At 43.7% G+C, this 16,014-nt stretch carries 18 protein-coding genes; 14 read left to right on the top strand and 4 right to left on the bottom strand.

What is annotated here, in order from left to right:
- Positions 1 to 48: 48 nt before the first annotated feature.
- The 6 genes from nuoI (at position 49) to nuoN (ending at position 6,256) form a co-directional block, all read left to right on the top strand.
- Positions 49 to 474, top strand: a complete 426-nt coding sequence (gene nuoI / locus IE222_RS11735) for an NADH-quinone oxidoreductase subunit NuoI (RefSeq protein WP_191272957.1) — start codon at positions 49 to 51, stop codon at positions 472 to 474.
- Positions 471 to 989, top strand: coding sequence for an NADH-quinone oxidoreductase subunit J (locus tag IE222_RS11730; protein ID WP_191272955.1), 519 nt, complete (start codon positions 471 to 473; stop codon positions 987 to 989). Before nuoI ends, IE222_RS11730 begins: the two co-directional genes overlap by 4 nt.
- Positions 986 to 1,300 carry an NADH-quinone oxidoreductase subunit NuoK gene (gene nuoK, locus IE222_RS11725; protein ID WP_191272953.1) on the top strand — a complete coding sequence of 105 codons (315 nt, stop codon included), beginning with the start codon at positions 986 to 988 and terminating at the stop codon, positions 1,298 to 1,300. Before IE222_RS11730 ends, nuoK begins: the two co-directional genes overlap by 4 nt.
- Positions 1,301 to 1,364: 64 nt before the next feature.
- Positions 1,365 to 3,233, top strand: coding sequence for an NADH-quinone oxidoreductase subunit L (gene nuoL / locus IE222_RS11720; RefSeq protein WP_191272951.1), 1,869 nt, complete (start codon positions 1,365 to 1,367; stop codon positions 3,231 to 3,233).
- Positions 3,230 to 4,735, top strand: a complete 1,506-nt coding sequence (locus IE222_RS11715; protein WP_191272949.1) for an NADH-quinone oxidoreductase subunit M — start codon at positions 3,230 to 3,232, stop codon at positions 4,733 to 4,735. The genes nuoL and IE222_RS11715 overlap by 4 nt, the downstream gene beginning before the upstream one ends.
- A 6-nt stretch (positions 4,736 to 4,741) precedes the next feature.
- Positions 4,742 to 6,256 carry an NADH-quinone oxidoreductase subunit NuoN gene (gene nuoN, locus IE222_RS11710; protein ID WP_191272947.1) on the top strand — a complete coding sequence of 505 codons (1,515 nt, stop codon included), beginning with the start codon at positions 4,742 to 4,744 and terminating at the stop codon, positions 6,254 to 6,256.
- A gap of 60 nt (positions 6,257 to 6,316) precedes the next feature.
- Here the strand turns inward: nuoN and IE222_RS11705 are convergent, their stop codons facing one another.
- A complete protein-coding gene (locus IE222_RS11705) occupies positions 6,317 to 6,487 on the bottom strand; it encodes a CsbD family protein (protein WP_191272945.1) in 171 nt (56 codons plus the stop codon).
- A 71-nt stretch (positions 6,488 to 6,558) separates the two neighbouring features.
- The gene (locus tag IE222_RS11700) at positions 6,559 to 6,858 is read right to left on the bottom strand and encodes a hypothetical protein (RefSeq protein ID WP_191272943.1); all 300 of its coding nucleotides are present in this window, start codon (positions 6,856 to 6,858) and stop codon (positions 6,559 to 6,561) included.
- Positions 6,859 to 7,003: 145 nt separating this feature from the next.
- On the opposite strand from IE222_RS11700, the gene IE222_RS11695 reads away from it, so the two are divergent.
- From IE222_RS11695 to IE222_RS11685, 3 genes are all read left to right on the top strand, one after another.
- Entirely contained in the window at positions 7,004 to 8,497 is a 1,494-nt protein-coding gene (locus IE222_RS11695) for a mechanosensitive ion channel (RefSeq protein WP_191272941.1), read from the top strand.
- 274 nt (positions 8,498 to 8,771) lie between these two features.
- Positions 8,772 to 10,070, top strand: coding sequence for a hemolysin family protein (locus IE222_RS11690; RefSeq protein ID WP_191272939.1), 1,299 nt, complete (start codon positions 8,772 to 8,774; stop codon positions 10,068 to 10,070).
- A gap of 440 nt (positions 10,071 to 10,510) precedes the next feature.
- On the top strand, positions 10,511 to 10,768 hold the full coding sequence (locus tag IE222_RS11685; protein ID WP_191272937.1) for a hypothetical protein: 258 nt from the start codon (positions 10,511 to 10,513) through the stop codon (positions 10,766 to 10,768).
- Between the two features lie 334 nt (positions 10,769 to 11,102).
- Here IE222_RS11685 and IE222_RS11680 read toward each other — a convergent pair whose 3' ends face one another.
- Positions 11,103 to 11,822, bottom strand: coding sequence for a TrkA C-terminal domain-containing protein (locus tag IE222_RS11680; RefSeq protein ID WP_191272935.1), 720 nt, complete (start codon positions 11,820 to 11,822; stop codon positions 11,103 to 11,105).
- 40 nt (positions 11,823 to 11,862) lie between these two features.
- On the bottom strand, positions 11,863 to 12,129 hold the full coding sequence (locus tag IE222_RS11675) for a YbyB family protein (RefSeq protein WP_191272933.1): 267 nt from the start codon (positions 12,127 to 12,129) through the stop codon (positions 11,863 to 11,865).
- A 119-nt stretch (positions 12,130 to 12,248) separates the two neighbouring features.
- Between IE222_RS11675 and IE222_RS11670 the strand changes: the two genes are divergently transcribed.
- From IE222_RS11670 to IE222_RS11650, 5 genes are all read left to right on the top strand, one after another.
- Positions 12,249 to 13,163, top strand: a complete 915-nt coding sequence (locus IE222_RS11670; RefSeq protein ID WP_191272931.1) for a magnesium transporter CorA family protein — start codon at positions 12,249 to 12,251, stop codon at positions 13,161 to 13,163.
- Between the two features lie 196 nt (positions 13,164 to 13,359).
- Positions 13,360 to 14,028 (top strand): hypothetical protein, encoded by a 669-nt coding sequence (locus tag IE222_RS11665; RefSeq protein ID WP_191272929.1) that lies wholly within the window; start codon positions 13,360 to 13,362, stop codon positions 14,026 to 14,028.
- A gap of 164 nt (positions 14,029 to 14,192) precedes the next feature.
- Positions 14,193 to 14,525, top strand: coding sequence for a hypothetical protein (locus tag IE222_RS11660; protein WP_191273013.1), 333 nt, complete (start codon positions 14,193 to 14,195; stop codon positions 14,523 to 14,525).
- Positions 14,526 to 14,538: 13 nt separating this feature from the next.
- Positions 14,539 to 14,727 carry a hypothetical protein gene (locus tag IE222_RS11655; RefSeq protein ID WP_191272927.1) on the top strand — a complete coding sequence of 63 codons (189 nt, stop codon included), beginning with the start codon at positions 14,539 to 14,541 and terminating at the stop codon, positions 14,725 to 14,727.
- 360 nt (positions 14,728 to 15,087) lie between these two features.
- Positions 15,088 to 15,234: a hypothetical protein gene (locus tag IE222_RS11650; protein WP_191272925.1), complete on the top strand. Its 147-nt coding sequence runs from the start codon at positions 15,088 to 15,090 to the stop codon at positions 15,232 to 15,234.
- Positions 15,235 to 16,014: the final 780 nt, after the last annotated feature.

Raw genomic sequence — 16,014 nt, 5'->3', positions numbered from 1 at the left:
CCGCCAATTGATTTTTAAAAATGATATTTATTTAAAGGGGTGAACAACGTGCTTGGAACTGGATTAGCTAAAGGCTTGAAGTATACCCTAAAACAGTTAACGCGTGAAAAGGTGACGTATGATTATCCAAATGAACCGCTGCCGCTGCCGGACCGGTTCCGCGGAATCCAGAAGTTCTATCCGGAGAAATGTATTGTCTGCAACCAATGTGCTAACATTTGTCCGACAGACTGCATTCAGTTAACCGGAAAGAAGCATCCGGACCCAACGAAAAAGGGTAAAATCATCGATACGTACGATATTAACTTTGAAATTTGCATCCTTTGTGACTTATGTACAGAGGTATGTCCAACTGAAGCCATCATCATGACAAATAACTTTGAGCTCGCTGAATTCAGCCGTGACATGTTATTTAAAAACCTAGAATGGCTGGATGAAAACGATGAAAATATACGGCAGGTGAATAAACCATGACCTTTTCGGGTGAATTTTTCGCGTTCATGGCCCTCGCACTTGTGGCGATCATCGGCGGCGTGCTTTTATTAAACCTGAATAAAGTCGTTCATATGGTCGTGGCCCTAATTTTCACCTTCGTCAGCATTGCCGGAGTATACATCCTGCTGTCAGCGGAATTTGTTGCCGCCGTGCAGGTACTTATCTATTCCGGGGCCATTACCATCATCATGCTATTCGGCATCATGTTAACGAAGCCATATGACGAAAGTGAAGCGAAATCAGGAAAATGGAGAAAGATTCTGGTCTTTCTCGGAGTTGTTGGATTTGCCTTTGCGGTTTATCTTGGAATCTACAATTTCGATATCCAGCAGGTTCCGACAACCTTGCATGAAGACAATACAATGCAAATTGGTAAAGGGTTATACACGAAATACATTATTCCATTTGAATTCGTATCAGTCTTATTATTAGCCGCTTTAATCGGAGCGATTGTTTTAGCAAAACGAGAGGATAAGGAGGCGGATGAGGAATGAGTTCAATCCCCGCTTCAGCCTTCCTTGCGCTGGCACTGATTTTATTCTGCATCGGCTTGTACGGTGCATTGACCAAAAGAAATACTGTAATCGTATTAATCTCAATTGAATTAATGCTGAATGCCGTAAATATTAATCTCGTAACTTTCAGTAAGTACGGCATAAACCCATCAATTGACGGACAGATCTTTGCCCTCTTTGCGATGGCCGTAGCCGCTGCCGAAGCTGCTGTCGGACTCGCAATCTTAATGGCGCTGTACCGCAATAAGAAAACTGTCCATATTGACGAAATGAACGAAATGAAAAACTAGATACCTTTATGGTGTCGGATGCCGCAAGTGGTGCCTGACACCCATTTGAAAAGGGGATTTGATAATGATGGAAAATGCATGGCTGATACCGCTTTTCCCGCTATTATCGTTTATGATCCTTCTTCTGATCGGTAAGCGATTGAGGGAGGCGAGCGCGTATGTGGGAATTCTCCTGACATTGGCGTCGCTTGTTTTCTCTATTCTAGTATTATTTGAGCGCTTTTCAGAGCCGAGCTACCTTGCGAAATTTAACTGGCTCACGATAGGGGATTTGCATCTAACAGCGGGCTTTGAAGTGAACCAATTAAATGCATTAATGCTGTTTATTGTGTCGCTCGTAAGTTTTTTGGTACATACCTACTCCAAAGGCTATATGCACGGAGACGAGCGGTTCCACATATTCTATGCCTATTTAGGGTTGTTCACCTTTGCAATGCTGGGCCTCGTTATTTCGCCTAACATTCTGCAAACCTATATTTTCTGGGAACTGGTTGGTGTTGGTTCCTTCTTATTAATTGGATTCTATTATTACAAGGAAGAAGCGAAGGCAGCTGCGAAAAAGGCCTTCATCATGACCCGTATCGGGGACGTTGGTCTCTTAATTGGGATGATTCTTCTTTTCTGGCAAACAAAGAGCTTTGAATACAGTGAGATTTTTAATGCTGTTGAAGCTGGTGGGGTATCAAACACGATGATTACCTTAACGGCGATCCTAATTTTTATCGGAGCGGTCGGGAAGTCGGGTCAGTTCCCGCTTCATACATGGCTTCCGGACGCGATGGAAGGACCGACGCCTGTATCTGCGTTGATCCACGCCGCAACAATGGTTGCTGCCGGGGTATACTTAGTAGCTGCACTATTCCCATTGTTCACAGCTAGTAAAACAGCACTCTTAACCGTTGCCACGATCGGTGGTATTACAGCGATTTTTGCTGCCAGCATCGGTCTTGTTCAAACAGATATTAAGCGTGTGCTTGCGTACTCAACTGTTTCACAGCTGGGCTACATGATGCTTGCACTTGGTTCTGCCGGTTATGTTGCCGGTGTGTTCCACTTGATGACACACGCCTTTTTCAAGGCATTATTATTCCTTGCTGCCGGTTCCGTGATTCATGCGGTGCATACGCAGAACATCGAGGAAATGGGCGGGCTTTGGAAGAAATTAAAGCTGACTGCACCGCTATTCCTAATTGGAACACTTGCGATCAGCGGGGTACCGGGATTATCCGGTTTCTTCAGTAAAGACGAAATTTTAGTCGCCGCATGGGAAGGTGGACACCCTGTTCTCTTCTTATTGGCATTAATCGCTGCCTTTATGACGGCATTCTATATGTTCCGCTTGTTCTTTATGGTCTTCACCGGGGAAAAACGCGGAAAACAGAAAGATGTACACGAATCACCATCTGTGATGACCATGCCAATGGTGCTGCTTGGCATCTTGGCGGTTGTGGCTGGTTATGTCAACACACCATGGTTCGGCTCTTTCCTTGGTGACTGGCTCGTGGACGGCAACCCAGCGCTCGGACACAGTCATATCGAAGGTCCTGCATGGATTATGATTGCTGCCACCGTTGTTTCATTGGCAGGCATTCTATTAGCTTACTTAATTTACGGCAAGCGTTCGATTGCTCCTGACTGGCTCAGCGGCAAAGGCGACATGCTGCACACGGTTTTAAACAACAAATACTATATCGACGAATTCTATAAGCTGACAGTTGTTGCGTTTGTAACTGGCTTCAGCTATCTGCTGCGATTCATTGACGTCTTCCTTGTAGAAGGAATCGTCAAAGGCGTAACCGGGATTGTTCAAGGGCTTGGACGTACGGGCTCGAAAATGCAGTCCGGGCAGGTACAGACATACGGTGCCGTGGCCTTCCTTGGCCTCGCGGTTCTGGTCGTCATCTATGCACTAACAGGGGGGTACTTACGATGAATTTACATTCCATACTTTCAATCCTAGTATTCTCCCCTTTACTAGGTATTATCGTTCTGGCAATAATACCGAAGGCGCAGGAAAAAGCCATCAAGGCAGTCGGCTTTCTCGCCACACTGCCGGCACTGCTTCTATCACTTGCGGTTTATGCGCATTTTCTTGCAGGGAAAAATCTATCTGATTTTTCCGTGTCGGTTCCATGGATTCAGTTCCGTGGCATTAACGTCCAAGAGCCGATTTTCTCAGTCTATTACGAGCTCGGTATTAATGGCTTCCAGCTGTTGATGGTTGTATTGACTTCCGTTATTTCAACACTAGCAGCAATCGGCGCCTGCAAGTTTATTAAAAAAGAATGGAAAGGCTACTTCATGCTGTTCCTTCTGTTAGTAACGGGCATGCTTGGCGTATTTACAGCAGAAAACTTAATCCTGTTCTTCATCTTCTTTGAAGTAACGTTAATTCCGACATTCTTCTTAATCGGAAAATGGGGTTATTTTGAAAAAGAAAAGGCAGCATACAGCTTCTTAATCTATAACGGTTTAGGTTCAGCTGTTCTGTTAATTGTGATTATGGTATTGTTTGCGAAAACAGGCACAACGAATATCGAGATGTTAAAGCAGATGGTGGCTGACCCTCAATTATTTAAAGGCGGCTTTAAGCTTGGCTTGTTCATTGCGTTATTAGTTGCTTTCGGTGTGAAGTTACCGATTTTTCCATTGCATAGCTGGATGCTGCGCGTGCACGTTCAAGCACCGCCATCCGTTGTTATGATTCACTCTGGTATTCTCTTAAAAATTGGTGCCTACGGGTTAATCCGTTTCGGCATGGGAATTTTCCCTCAGCAGTTTGAAAAGCTTGCAACGCTTATCGCCATTCTTGGCGTCATTAACCTGCTTTACGGGGCGTTCCTAGCGTTTATTCAAACAGACTTTAAAATGGTATTGGCCTATTCCTCTATTTCTCATATGGGAATCGTGTTAATCGGACTTGCTGCCATGAACGAAGCAGGGATTCAAGGGGCAATTTTCCAAGCGGTATCACACGGCTTGATTTCTGCTCTATTGTTCTTCCTTGTTGGCGTACTGTACGAGCGCACGGATACTTCTCTGATCGAAAATCTGGGCGGCTTGGCGAAGGGAATGCCGCTTGCAGCAGGCTTCTTGCTTGCCGGGGCAATGGCTTCTCTAGGACTTCCTGGTATGTCCGGCTTCGTCAGCGAATTTATGGCATTCTTAGGCTTGTTTAAAGTACAGCCATGGATTGCCGCTGTCGGAACGATTGGTATTATCATGACGGCTGCTTACCTGCTTCGCGCCGTTCTTGGCATGACGTATGGCAAAGCACACCGTGAATTTGACGGGGTGCTTGATCTTCGCGGCGTTGAATTAGTACCAGTGTTTGTGTTAATGGCGTTAATTGTGTTAATTGGTGTTTACCCAAGTGTTCTAAGTTCACCGCTTCAAGCCACACTTGAGACTATCATGCTTGGGTTAGGAGGGTGATTGGACTTGAGTCTTGAGACATTTTCACAACTAAACTGGAGCATCATGACACCAGAATTTCTTATCCTGGGTGTGATTGCCATCCTTATATTAATGGATTTATTTATGCCAAAAACATTGGACCGAAAAATCCTTGGCTGGATCGGAATTGCTGCAACATTTGCTGCATTGGTATCAACAGCCTCGATGATCGGCGGCCCGGTTCAATCGATTTTGCATGACACATTCCGGATTGACAGCTTTGCCTTAGCGTTTAAACTGCTAATTCTTGTCGGCGGTGCGCTCGTATTATTTTTAGCCGTCAGCTATGAACCAAAAGACGGTGTTGAACGCTATCAAGCTGAGTTTTATTATTTGCTTATGACTGCCATGCTTGGCGCCATGGTAATGACTTCAAGCGGCGATTTAATTACGCTATTCATCGGGCTTGAGTTGTTATCAATAAGTTCTTATATATTGGCTGGTATTCGTAAATTCCATGGTCAGTCCAATGAATCGGCCATGAAGTACGTAGTTAATGGCAGTATTTCCAGTGCAATTGTTTTGTTCGGGATGAGCTATGTGTACGGTTTAACCGGCACAACGAATTTGCTTGAAATGGCGAGCCAGCTTGCTGCACTCGCTGATAGCAACCATGTCTATCTGCTTACATTAGCTTTCTTGATGATTGTCGTTGGTTTAGCGTTTAAACTGGCAGCCGCACCGTTCCATATGTGGGCGCCTGACGTTTACCAAGGTGCTGCAACACCAGTTACCGCATTCTTGAGTGTCGTTTCAAAAATTGCCGGCTTTGTCATTGTCATCCGCATTTTGCTGACTGTGTTTGGCTTTGCGGCAACAAAAGGGCAAGATTCGATTCCAATTTTATACGACATGCAGAACTACCTAGCAGTCATTGCCGGTGCAACGATGATCATTGGTAACGTTGTTGCCTTAAGGCAGTCGGATATTAAACGGATGTTTGCTTATTCAAGTATTGCCCATGCGGGTTACTTGCTAGTGGCCTTAACGTCGCTAACGACAAATATGTTCCAATCTATTTGGTTCTACCTGCTTGCCTATCTTTTGATGAACCTTGGCGCATTTGCGATTATCCAAGTGGTGACGGAAAAAGCAGGTTCAACGAAGATTGCTGACTTTGCCGGTTTATACCGCCGAGCACCAGTATTAGCTGTTGCGATGGGTATCTTGCTTGTTTCCTTAGCAGGCTTCCCAGGAACAGCAGGCTTTATTGGTAAATTAAACATCTTTATTGGTGCGTTTTACGCGGAACCCGGACATTATGTACTTGCGTCAATCATGATTGCGACCACCGTGGTGTCATACTTCTACTATTTCAGTGTTATGACACAAATGTTCTTCCGCCCAGCTGAGGATGAAAGTAAGTTTAACATTCCATTTGGTATTCTTGTTGTATTGATTATTGCTGTTGTCGGCTCCGTCCTACTAGGCGTCATGCCAAACATCGCCTTCGACTTCATGCAGAATAACATGGATGTTATCGGGGATTTCTTTAAATAAGAGTTGGTGCCTGACACCGGCAAAAAAGCCAGCTGCTTAAAATGTGCAGCTGGCTTTTCCTCATTCTTTAAACTTATCCTTTAATTCTCCAACGCCTTCTCTGACTTTGCCTTTCGCTTTATCAATTTTTCCTTCAGCTTCAGTCGAACGGTCGTCGGTTAATTTACCCCATTGCTCTTTTGCTTCACCTTTTACTTGATCAAGACCGCCTTTTACCTTGTCTTCATTCATATCCAATTCCTCCTCTTTAAATTGTTCTATTAATCTAGTACCCAATGTGTAAAACTATGAAACATCCTATTTTAAGGTCTTTTGTTATCTTCCTTATCATCTGTTTTTCCATCGTTGTCTATGTTATCCTGATCAACGCCATCCCCGTAGCCTTCTTCTTCTAATTTCTTCTCTACGTCCTTTTTAACTTCTTTCATATTTTCCTTAGCCTTCTCAAAGCCTTCTTTTGAGTCCTCTTTTGTATCTTTATCAATTGCATCCTTCTGTTCACCATCATTGATGCCGTTATCCTGGTCGACCCCATCGCCGCAGCCAGCTAAACCGCCGAAAGTCAGCATCACAGCCAAGCTGCTTGTTAAAATCTTTTTCATTTTAACTCCTCCTTTTTTGGTAAATTGGATTGCTGAATATATTCCCATCAAATTAGTAAACGAAACCTGTTAAAAACAAGGTGTTTGAAAATGAGAGTGCCGGGTATTACACCTACCAAACAATAATGCGAAGGAGAGATGGTAAATGAGAGGTAGAGATATTTTAAATGGCTGGTACATATACACCGACCAAATTCCCCATGTATTATTAGCACTTTTAGTTTTATTAATTGGCTGGCTTGCGGCAAAGGGGATTGGCAAGGCTGTAGAAGCCGCATTAAAGAAAACAAGCTTTGACGATAAGGTATTTGGGAAGGTTGGAACGGGGAAACACTCCGCCGAATCGGTCATTGGAAAAATAGTCTACTATATGCTGCTAGTTTTTGTTTGGATTATCTTTTTCAACATGTTGAATCTGCACTTAATCGCAGAGCCGCTCGTTAACATGGTATCGACGATAACTGCGGCGATTCCTAACCTATTAAAAGCAGCTCTTATCCTGCTGCTAGCATGGGTGACTGCCTATCTCATCCGCCTGCTGTTTACAAAAGCAGCCGATATGTTTCACTTCCAGGATCGTCTGGTTCAATGGAAAATGGCTAAAACCAGGCTTGAGGCAGCCCAAAAAATTAATAGTATTGCCAAAACAGTTTTCTATTTTGTCCTGCTGCTATTTTTACCAGCAGTCTTGAGCGCATTGCATATAGAGGGGATTTCTGAACCGTTCACACATGCGCTGTCAACCATGTTGAGCTTCATTCCAAAGCTATTTGCTGCCGCATTGATCGTGTTTATCGGCTGGCTCGTAGCAAAGTTGGTCCGCGATATTTTAACCAACTTTTTAAAGGGGATTGGTGCAGACCGAATCGGCGAACGCTTCGGATTCATGAAAACACCGGAGGGGCCTAATATTTCCACTATTATTGGAAACATTGTGTTCATCCTCATCTTAATTCCAACGATAATAACGGCTTTGGAAAAATTAGATCTTAGAGGGATTTCGGAACCCGCAATCGCGATGCTTCATGATATTTTGACCCTGATTCCAAACATCATTGCTGCTATCATCCTGATTCTCGCGGGTATTGCTTTAGGAAAATGGGTGGAAAAAATCGTCACACAGCTGCTATGGCGCTTACGATTTGATTCTATTTTCCACCAAATGGGTATCGGCGCACTTACACCTGAGAAAAATACCTTGTCACAAATTGTTGGGCTGCTTGTAAAAATCGTGATTATTCTATTATTTACAGCAGAAGCCTTACAACTTGTTCATTTAGACTTCCTAGTTACCTTGGCAACAGGAATTATTGCCTATCTGCCGATGGTGTTAACGGCACTGTTAATTTTAGGAATTGGCTTATATTTAGGCCATCTAGTGGAACGGATTTTACAGAACATCTTAAAAAACACTTATTCACGCACCCTTGCTGCGGTCGCGAAATATGCTATCTTTACGATTACGATCTTTATGGCATTAGATCAGCTCGGTGTCGCTCATTCCATCGTCAATGCTGCCTTCATTCTCGTCCTCGGCGGTCTGGCGCTTGCCTTTGGACTGGCCTTCGGACTTGGCGGAAAGGCATTTGCCGCGAAATATTTAGAGAAGCTTGATGATAAACTAGACGACCGTTTATAGAAGTTGAGCGCTGACAATCCGAAATCCTCAAGCGGTTTCGGATTGTTTTTATTAAAAGATTGCTGTTTGGTGGATTCGCCGATGAATTAGTAGAATTCGCCGATAAATGGTGAAAATCGCCGATAAATTAGTAGGATTCGCCGATAAGTGGTGAAAATCGCCGATAAATTAGCAGAGTTCGCCGATAAATGGTTGAAAACCGCCGATAAATTAATAGGGTTCACCGATAAATGATATGAGCCCTTAAAAAATACAATAAATGGAGGTGGATACAATGACGGTGTTGTTAAATCTAGTCATTATTGCCATACTAATTGCCTTAACCGGCTTCTTTGTAGCGATGGAATTTGCCATTGTTAAGGTAAGGAGATCAAGGATTGAACAATTGATTGCGGAAGGTAAGCGGAGCGCGGTTTCGGCAAAACAGCTGGTTACCCATCTGGATGAATATTTATCGGCCTGCCAGCTCGGAATCACAGTGACGGCGCTGGCACTTGGATGGCTAGGTGAACCGACGGTCGAGCGGCTGTTTCATCCGCTGCTGGAGCTGCTCCATTTGAATAAAACGGTCACACATATCGTTTCGTTTACGCTTGCATTTGTCGTTGTCACCTTTATCCACGTGGTCGCAGGGGAATTAACACCCAAATCTATCGCTATTCAAAAAGCGGAGCAAATTACGCTGCTTTTTGCTAAACCTATGATCCTTTTTTATAAAGTCATGTATCCGTTCATTTGGGCGTTAAACGGTTCGGCTAGGTTTTTAGGCAGGTTATTTGGTTTAAAGCAGTCATCCGAACATGAACTGGCTCACTCCGAGGAAGAATTAAGGATCCTCCTCGCTGAAAGCTATGAGAGCGGGGAAATTAACCGAAATGAATGGCAATATTTGAATAATATTTTTGAATTTGACGAGCGGATTGCAAAGGAAATTATGGTCCCGCGCACAGAAATGAGCTGCATATCAGTGGATGCATCGAGGCAGGAGGTTTTTCACCAGCTGAAAACAGAAAATTATACCCGCTATCCGTTGATGGAAGGGGATAAGGACCATATTATTGGGATGCTTAACGTAAAAATGTTTTTAACAGCGCAAATCGCCATTAAAGGATCTGAATGGGATCTAGGAAAGTTTGTCCAGCCGGTGATTCATGCGATTGAAACAATTCCTATTCATGATTTACTGCTTCGGATGCAGAAGGAAGGGATTCAAATGGCAATCTTGATGGATGAATACGGCGGCACCTCGGGACTGGTGACGGTGGAGGACATGATTGAAGAAATAATCGGTGAGATCAGGGACGAGTTTGATGCCGATGAAGTGCCGGAGATCCGCAAGGTAGAGGAAAATCACTATATTGTGGATGCTAAAGTTCCAATTCGTGATATGAATGATCTCCTTGGAACTGATTTAGCTGCAGATGATATCGATACGCTCGGTGGCTGGTTTCTTTCGCAAATAGCGGATGCAGAGGTTACAGGCGGATTAGAAATAGTCGCAGCTGGATGGTCGTTTAAGGTGAAAGAAGCGGAGGGGTATCATATTCGGTTTTTAGAGGTTAAAAAGGGATGAAGATTTTGGGGGATAGACGGATGTTCCTTCTTCTACATGCCCGGGCTATTTGGGGGAATTGTATGTACGGTCGCGTAGAGCGGTTCTACGTGGCCGACCTGCAGTAACATAGGAAGATGTACTTAGAACATATGGAAATTTTGCCTCTTAAAAAACTAGCAAACTGTCTTTAATAGATTTTTTAAAGGACAGATTCTCCCTTTTATTGACCGACAAAGGAAAGTTTCCTGGCTTTCAGGTCATGAAAACCTCTCCCATTGCCTATAAAGGAATACTTTGGCGTAAACCTGTCAAAGGACCCTCTCCCATACCAAATTTATCAGGCCTATAATCACCTTGCCCGTCAAATGGAAATTTTCTTACTAAGGAGCACTTATAGAGGGAATATCCAAATACAAATTTGGATTATTATGGTAGAATTAAAGGTGGGAGGTGCTGGGATGAAGCTAGTTCTTCAAGCATGTATTGGGGCAGTAATCATTCACTTAATTTATTTAGTTAGTACGATTTTAATAGGCTATATAAAAACAAAATACTATGAACCAGATGTGGCAAATAAATGGGAAACAGTACATACCCTTCAAAACAAGGCAGCGTTTGGTTCGTCGATTTCTCCTTTGTTTTTTCTGCTAACATTAGCTGGAACAGCTATGGTTTGCGGAGTCATCCTAATTTTCTATAAAAGGATACTAGGTTAAAAAAAGGTATTTACCATGTGGATAGGACTAATAGGTAAATCCCTTTTTTAAACAGAAGGGATTTCTACCTGTGGACAGCTTCTTCTGCCTTCACTACGGCGGTTGAAGATTCACAAGGTCGATGAAGGCCAGTTTGCGAGAAAACCAAAAAGATTTGGTCTTCATAAGGTGGATGAAGGCCAGTTTGCAGGAAAAACCAAAAGGATTTGGTCTTCATAAGGTCGATGAGGGCCAGTTTGCAGGAAAAACCAGAAAGATTTGGTCTTCATAAGGTGGATGAAGGCCAATTTGCAGGGAACCCCAAAAGGAAGTGTCCTTCATAACGCCCCACCACCTACAACACCTCCTCCTCAGAAATATCGAGATTCTTCAACCTTTTCTCCATAACCGCAATATCATCACCGAAAACCTTCATAATAACATCTTCCAGTCCATACACCAAAATCCGGTCTCCTTCTTGCAGCCGTGTATCATAAATGTTTTTTCTGAAAATCACATTCCCGCGTTTGATGAACAGGACGACGAGCTCCAGCCCGTCATGATCGGAAACGGCTTGGTTCAGCGTCTGCCCGGCTAGCGCGGAATCTTGAAAAATATGCAGATTTACCAAGGCATCGTGTTTATTTTTCAAAAATACCTCCCGAATCGGCAGGTCAGCAAGCTCGACCTGTTGGGTTATTTTTCGATTAAAAAATGCCGCTAACATCCGCTGCACTCGGCCAATCCTTAATACGCCCCAAATCAGCATAACAACAGCGGCACCAAGCAATATTTCCCGAAATCCGAGGCCGCGCGATAAAAATTGGCTGATCGATGAAATAATCACCGCCAGGGAGAAGACGCCAAACAGAATCAAAAACGTGGCGAGCTTGCGGCGGATTGGGTGGCCGAGAATCAGCTCGGATTCCCCGGTCGTAAAGCCGGTTGCGGTCATCATCGAAATAACCTGAAACCGGGATACATCCCGTTTTAATCCCGTTAAGCGAAATAAAATCACAAAAATTTCTATGACTGCGAAAATGATAACAAAATAGATAAATAAGAAGAGTATCATGGTTCACCTCAAAAAAAAGGGGACCCAGCCGGCCCCAATATTATTGCATTTTTTCGTTATAAAATTGCACCGCGTAGGTCGAACCCTCGTCCACCATCTTGTTGTCTGGTATGTCGTGCGGGTGTGGGTTGCCGCCTTTTTCAATCGGGAGCTGCTCGCTCTTTTCATAAACCGTAGGTATGACCTTTCGCTTTAAATCTCGTAAGAAGGTCTCTGCTTTGATCCGGTTTGGTTTGTTCGATAACCATACTGCCGATGCACCGACCCCAACAGCCAATAATGAACTCATACTTAATGCTCGTTTCATCTTGAATTCCTCCTTATCCTATTTGTCCTATGCATACCCGCTAAAATCAGCCTCTAAACATTAAACAGGTTTCGTTTTCCGTGATGCAGGGGATTAATTTTAAAAAGGAGTGGTGAGGCTTGGAGGAATACATTGGGACGAACAAGTGGAAATGGGTGCAGCTAGGCCAAAATGAAAAGGGGAAAAATCAGATTCCCATCACGGTCTACGACTGGCTCGAGCAGGTCCGGAAGCATCAAACCAATTGCCTGCGGGTGAGCAGTTTGGACAAGGCGGTGAAGGGGTCGCTGATTTATAAGCAGAATTTAAACAAGGAACGGGATTATAAGATTTTTCATTTTTACCTGACAAAAAACATGCTGGTGACCGTTGATCTTGAATGGGACGAACTGACACAAACGAATCTCGACGAATTGGAGCGGCGGTTAGAGAAGACGGAAAATGCAGCGGAAGGCTTTTTACTTTTATTAGGGGAACTGATGAATGACCTGCTGGTGGAAATTGATCAGTTTGAACTGGCGCTTCGAACCCTTATTTGGAGTGTAAAAAAGCGAAATGAAACGGGGATTCTTGAGCTTGTGTACCAGCGCCGGCATGAGCTGCTGGTGTGGAAGAATCTGTTGATTCCAATGAAAGAGGTTAATATGGGGATTGAGGAAATAGGTCTTCACGAAGACGGGGAGATTTATGTCAATACAACCAGGCGGATTGATCGGGCTTTCACACTGCTGAACGAGTATGAACATGAGCTCGATTCGATCATTAATTTGGAGGAGGTCATTTCCTCCCACCGCGGTAACGAGATTATGAAAACCTTAACTGTCATTACCACCATTTTTACCCCGATTATGGCGTACGGGGCGTTGTGGGGCATGAATTTCAAGCATATGCCTGAACTGGAGTGGAAGTTTGGCTATATTTTTTCCATTATTCTTATCATCATCTCTACACTCTTGCTGTACGGTTATTTAAAAATCAGAGGCTGGACAGGCGACCTGTTAAAGGGAAAAAAGAAAGGGACGTTTTTTGAATAGTTTTTAAAAAAGGTAGTTTTAAAACGTGTCCAGGTGGTACAACATGACCAAGGTTAGATTTAGCTAACCTGACTTAAGAATCCAGCTTGATCTAGAAGGAAGGTGTGTAGAAGTATGTGGAGTGCTGGTCCGGAAACCTTTTCAACAGGCACATGGCAGCAGGCACGATACTAGAAAAATAGAGGAGGAATGAATCATGGCAAAAAATTATGCACAAGAAAAGGATATGGAACAAGCAGGATATAATGGAAATGACGCGCTGCATCAAAAGCAGGACAATAGCGGAGAGAGCGCTTCTTATAATAATGATAGAAAGTTACGGGCTGAAAATGAACAAAAGGGTATGAATGCTGACCAGGAGATGCAGAGGCAAGAAGGCTCTATGTGCGGCGGCCAACAGACGCAAAGAGAATCAGGTTCGATGAACGGCGATCGACAGCTGCAGAGAGAATCAGGTTCGATGAACGGCGACCGACAGCTGCAGAGAGAATCAGGTTCGATGAATGGTGACCGACAGATACAGAGAGAACCCGGATCTATGGGCAGCGACCAACAGACGCAGAGGGAATCAGGTTCGATGAACGGTGACCGACAGACGCAGAGGGAAAACGGGGCAATGAATCAGGACAGACAGCGTGAGGAAGACTGCGGCTGCGGAACTGGGAAAGATGATTCGACAAATACTGATCAAGTGCTGCAGAGAGAAGGCTTAACGATGGACCTAGACCCGCAGCTGCAAGAAGATGGCGGCCGTAGGATTGCAGAGGGATATTCGATAGACGAGTTTCGTAAACCCCAGCTGAAAGACGGGCAGGGTGCGATTCCTGAAGAACGCCGTTACGGGAATCAACGGTTTGGCAGCTGACCATCTTAAATGAATAAGCAATTATGATCAAAAGGGGCTTGCACAATGGTGCAGGCCTTTATTTTGGAGGTTTGTTGTCTTGTAACAGTTTTATAGTAGTAGGGAAATAAGGGTAATTATGTTAAAATAAACCTATATTTTAATAGGGGTGACTGATTTTGCCAATGGAGCAAGAAACCATGACCATGTTAATAGGCGGTTTTTCATTCGTTATGGGCGTAACGTTTATTGCTGTTTTGCTATTGTTATTTTCGAAAAAACGCAAATCGTTCAGAACGGCTTACAGTTTGGTGCTCGGGTTTTTGCTGTTTTTTAGCGGGGCGGTCGGGCAAGCGTTAAATGCCATTCGTTTTGATGTGAATCACCCCATGGCCTCTGAGGAAATATCTTTACGGCTTGGGATGGCAGGAGTCCTATGGGCTGTTAGTATGGTATTTTTGGTACTTGGTTTAATTAGGTTTTCAACTTCCAAAAAATTAAACGCGGATCCGTTTTAATAGGAGTGATTGGATGAGAGAGGAAAACAAACCAATTAACGACGTCATCGACCATATGAACAAGATTGAAGGAAATGTGGAAAACCTTGCCAAGGCAGATTTGAAAAAGATGCCGAAGCCAATTAGGTATTTTGGATGCTTTATCGCGGGGTTTTTTTCAATCTCCATTCTGTTAATTATGATCTTAAAGATTTTCAATTGATTTAATATAAACTATGGAGGCGGGGGAATCTTGGTTTTTAATTGCATTTTGCCCCATCAAAATCCTTTCCCGTTTAATTTTCTTTCCTCTTACCTCTTCTTCGCTCATCACTAACCAAATGCCACCGTCAGATATTTGTCTTAACTCTTTTAAAACATTATTACCATCCGCCCGTTTATATAAGTAAAAACCATTCTGGTCTTGTAAAAATCCCCTCCGAATAAAGCAATATTCTTTTTATATTTGCTAGGAAAAGCGTAATCTGGAGAAAATACTAAAATGGCAGCTGAATATTTCAAGAATCATATATTTGAAAAAATCGACAGGATTTTAAAATGATAATAGGTGTGGAGGATGAGTATGAAAAAAACGAAAAAGAAAAAGGAGGACGGCTTTTTTAAAGAAGTTATTGCCGAGATTACGAGTTCATTCATATTTGAAGTGGCTTGGAATATTGTAATGTTTATCCCAAGACTGTTGGTTCGGATTATTAAGGAAATGTGGTAAGTGGTGGGAATTGGCCCATCTGTCGAACCCGCCTATGGGACAAACCGATCGCACCAAACAAAGAAACAGTCCCATAGACCCTGCCTATGGGACAAACCGATCGTTCCAAACAAAGAAACAGTCCCATAGACTCCGCCTATGGGACAAACCGATCGCTCTAAACAAAGAAATAGTCCCATAGACTCCGCCTATGAGACAAACCGATCCCTCCAAACAAAGAAACAGTCCTATAGAACCCGCCTATGGGACAAACCGAGTGCTTCAAACAAAGAAACAGTCGCATAGAACCCGCCTATGGGACAAACTGATCGTTCCAATCGAAGAAACAGTCGCATAGAACCCGTCTATGGGACAAACCGATCCCTCCAAACAAAGAAACAGTCCTATAGAACCCGCCTATGGGACAAAATGAACGCTCCAATCAAAGAAACAGTCCCATAGAACCCGTCTATGGGACAAAATGAACGCTCCAAACAAAGAAACAGTCCCATAGCCCCCCGCCTATGGGACAAACCGCTCGCACCAAACAAAGAAACAGTCTCATAGCCCCCGCCTATGGGACAAAATGAACGCTCCAATCAAAGAAACAGTCCCATAGAACCAGTCTATGGGACAAACCGCTCGCACCAAACAAAGAAACAGTCGCATAGAACCCGTCTATGGGACAAACTGATCGCTCCAATCGAAGAAACAGTCTCATAGAACCTGCCTATGGGACAAAATAATCGCTCCAATCAAAGAAACAGTCCCATAGAACCCGCCTATGGGACAAACTGATCG

The organism is Neobacillus kokaensis (genome assembly GCF_014656545.1).
Classification (GTDB): domain Bacteria; phylum Bacillota; class Bacilli; order Bacillales; family Cytobacillaceae; genus Neobacillus; species Neobacillus kokaensis.
This window is presented reverse-complemented; position numbering and strand designations above follow the sequence as displayed.

Excerpts from the sequence above, each read along its gene's own strand:
- IE222_RS11685 (WP_191272937.1), top strand. The coding sequence starts at position 10,511 with ATGAAGCTAGTTCTTCAAGCATGTATTGGGGCAGTAATCATTCACTTA.
- IE222_RS11730 (WP_191272955.1), top strand. The coding sequence starts at position 471 with ATGACCTTTTCGGGTGAATTTTTCGCGTTCATGGCCCTCGCACTTGTG.
- IE222_RS11715 (WP_191272949.1), top strand. The coding sequence starts at position 3,230 with ATGAATTTACATTCCATACTTTCAATCCTAGTATTCTCCCCTTTACTA.
- IE222_RS11675 (WP_191272933.1), bottom strand. The coding sequence starts at position 12,129 with ATGAAACGAGCATTAAGTATGAGTTCATTATTGGCTGTTGGGGTCGGT.
- nuoL (WP_191272951.1), top strand. The coding sequence starts at position 1,365 with ATGATGGAAAATGCATGGCTGATACCGCTTTTCCCGCTATTATCGTTT.
- IE222_RS11700 (WP_191272943.1), bottom strand. The coding sequence starts at position 6,858 with ATGAAAAAGATTTTAACAAGCAGCTTGGCTGTGATGCTGACTTTCGGC.
- IE222_RS11705 (WP_191272945.1), bottom strand. The coding sequence starts at position 6,487 with ATGAATGAAGACAAGGTAAAAGGCGGTCTTGATCAAGTAAAAGGTGAA.
- IE222_RS11660 (WP_191273013.1), top strand. The coding sequence starts at position 14,193 with ATGGAGCAAGAAACCATGACCATGTTAATAGGCGGTTTTTCATTCGTT.
- IE222_RS11650 (WP_191272925.1), top strand. The coding sequence starts at position 15,088 with ATGAAAAAAACGAAAAAGAAAAAGGAGGACGGCTTTTTTAAAGAAGTT.
- IE222_RS11665 (WP_191272929.1), top strand. The coding sequence starts at position 13,360 with ATGGCAAAAAATTATGCACAAGAAAAGGATATGGAACAAGCAGGATAT.
- IE222_RS11655 (WP_191272927.1), top strand. The coding sequence starts at position 14,539 with ATGAGAGAGGAAAACAAACCAATTAACGACGTCATCGACCATATGAAC.
- IE222_RS11680 (WP_191272935.1), bottom strand. The coding sequence starts at position 11,822 with ATGATACTCTTCTTATTTATCTATTTTGTTATCATTTTCGCAGTCATA.
- nuoK (WP_191272953.1), top strand. The coding sequence starts at position 986 with ATGAGTTCAATCCCCGCTTCAGCCTTCCTTGCGCTGGCACTGATTTTA.
- IE222_RS11690 (WP_191272939.1), top strand. The coding sequence starts at position 8,772 with ATGACGGTGTTGTTAAATCTAGTCATTATTGCCATACTAATTGCCTTA.
- IE222_RS11695 (WP_191272941.1), top strand. The coding sequence starts at position 7,004 with ATGAGAGGTAGAGATATTTTAAATGGCTGGTACATATACACCGACCAA.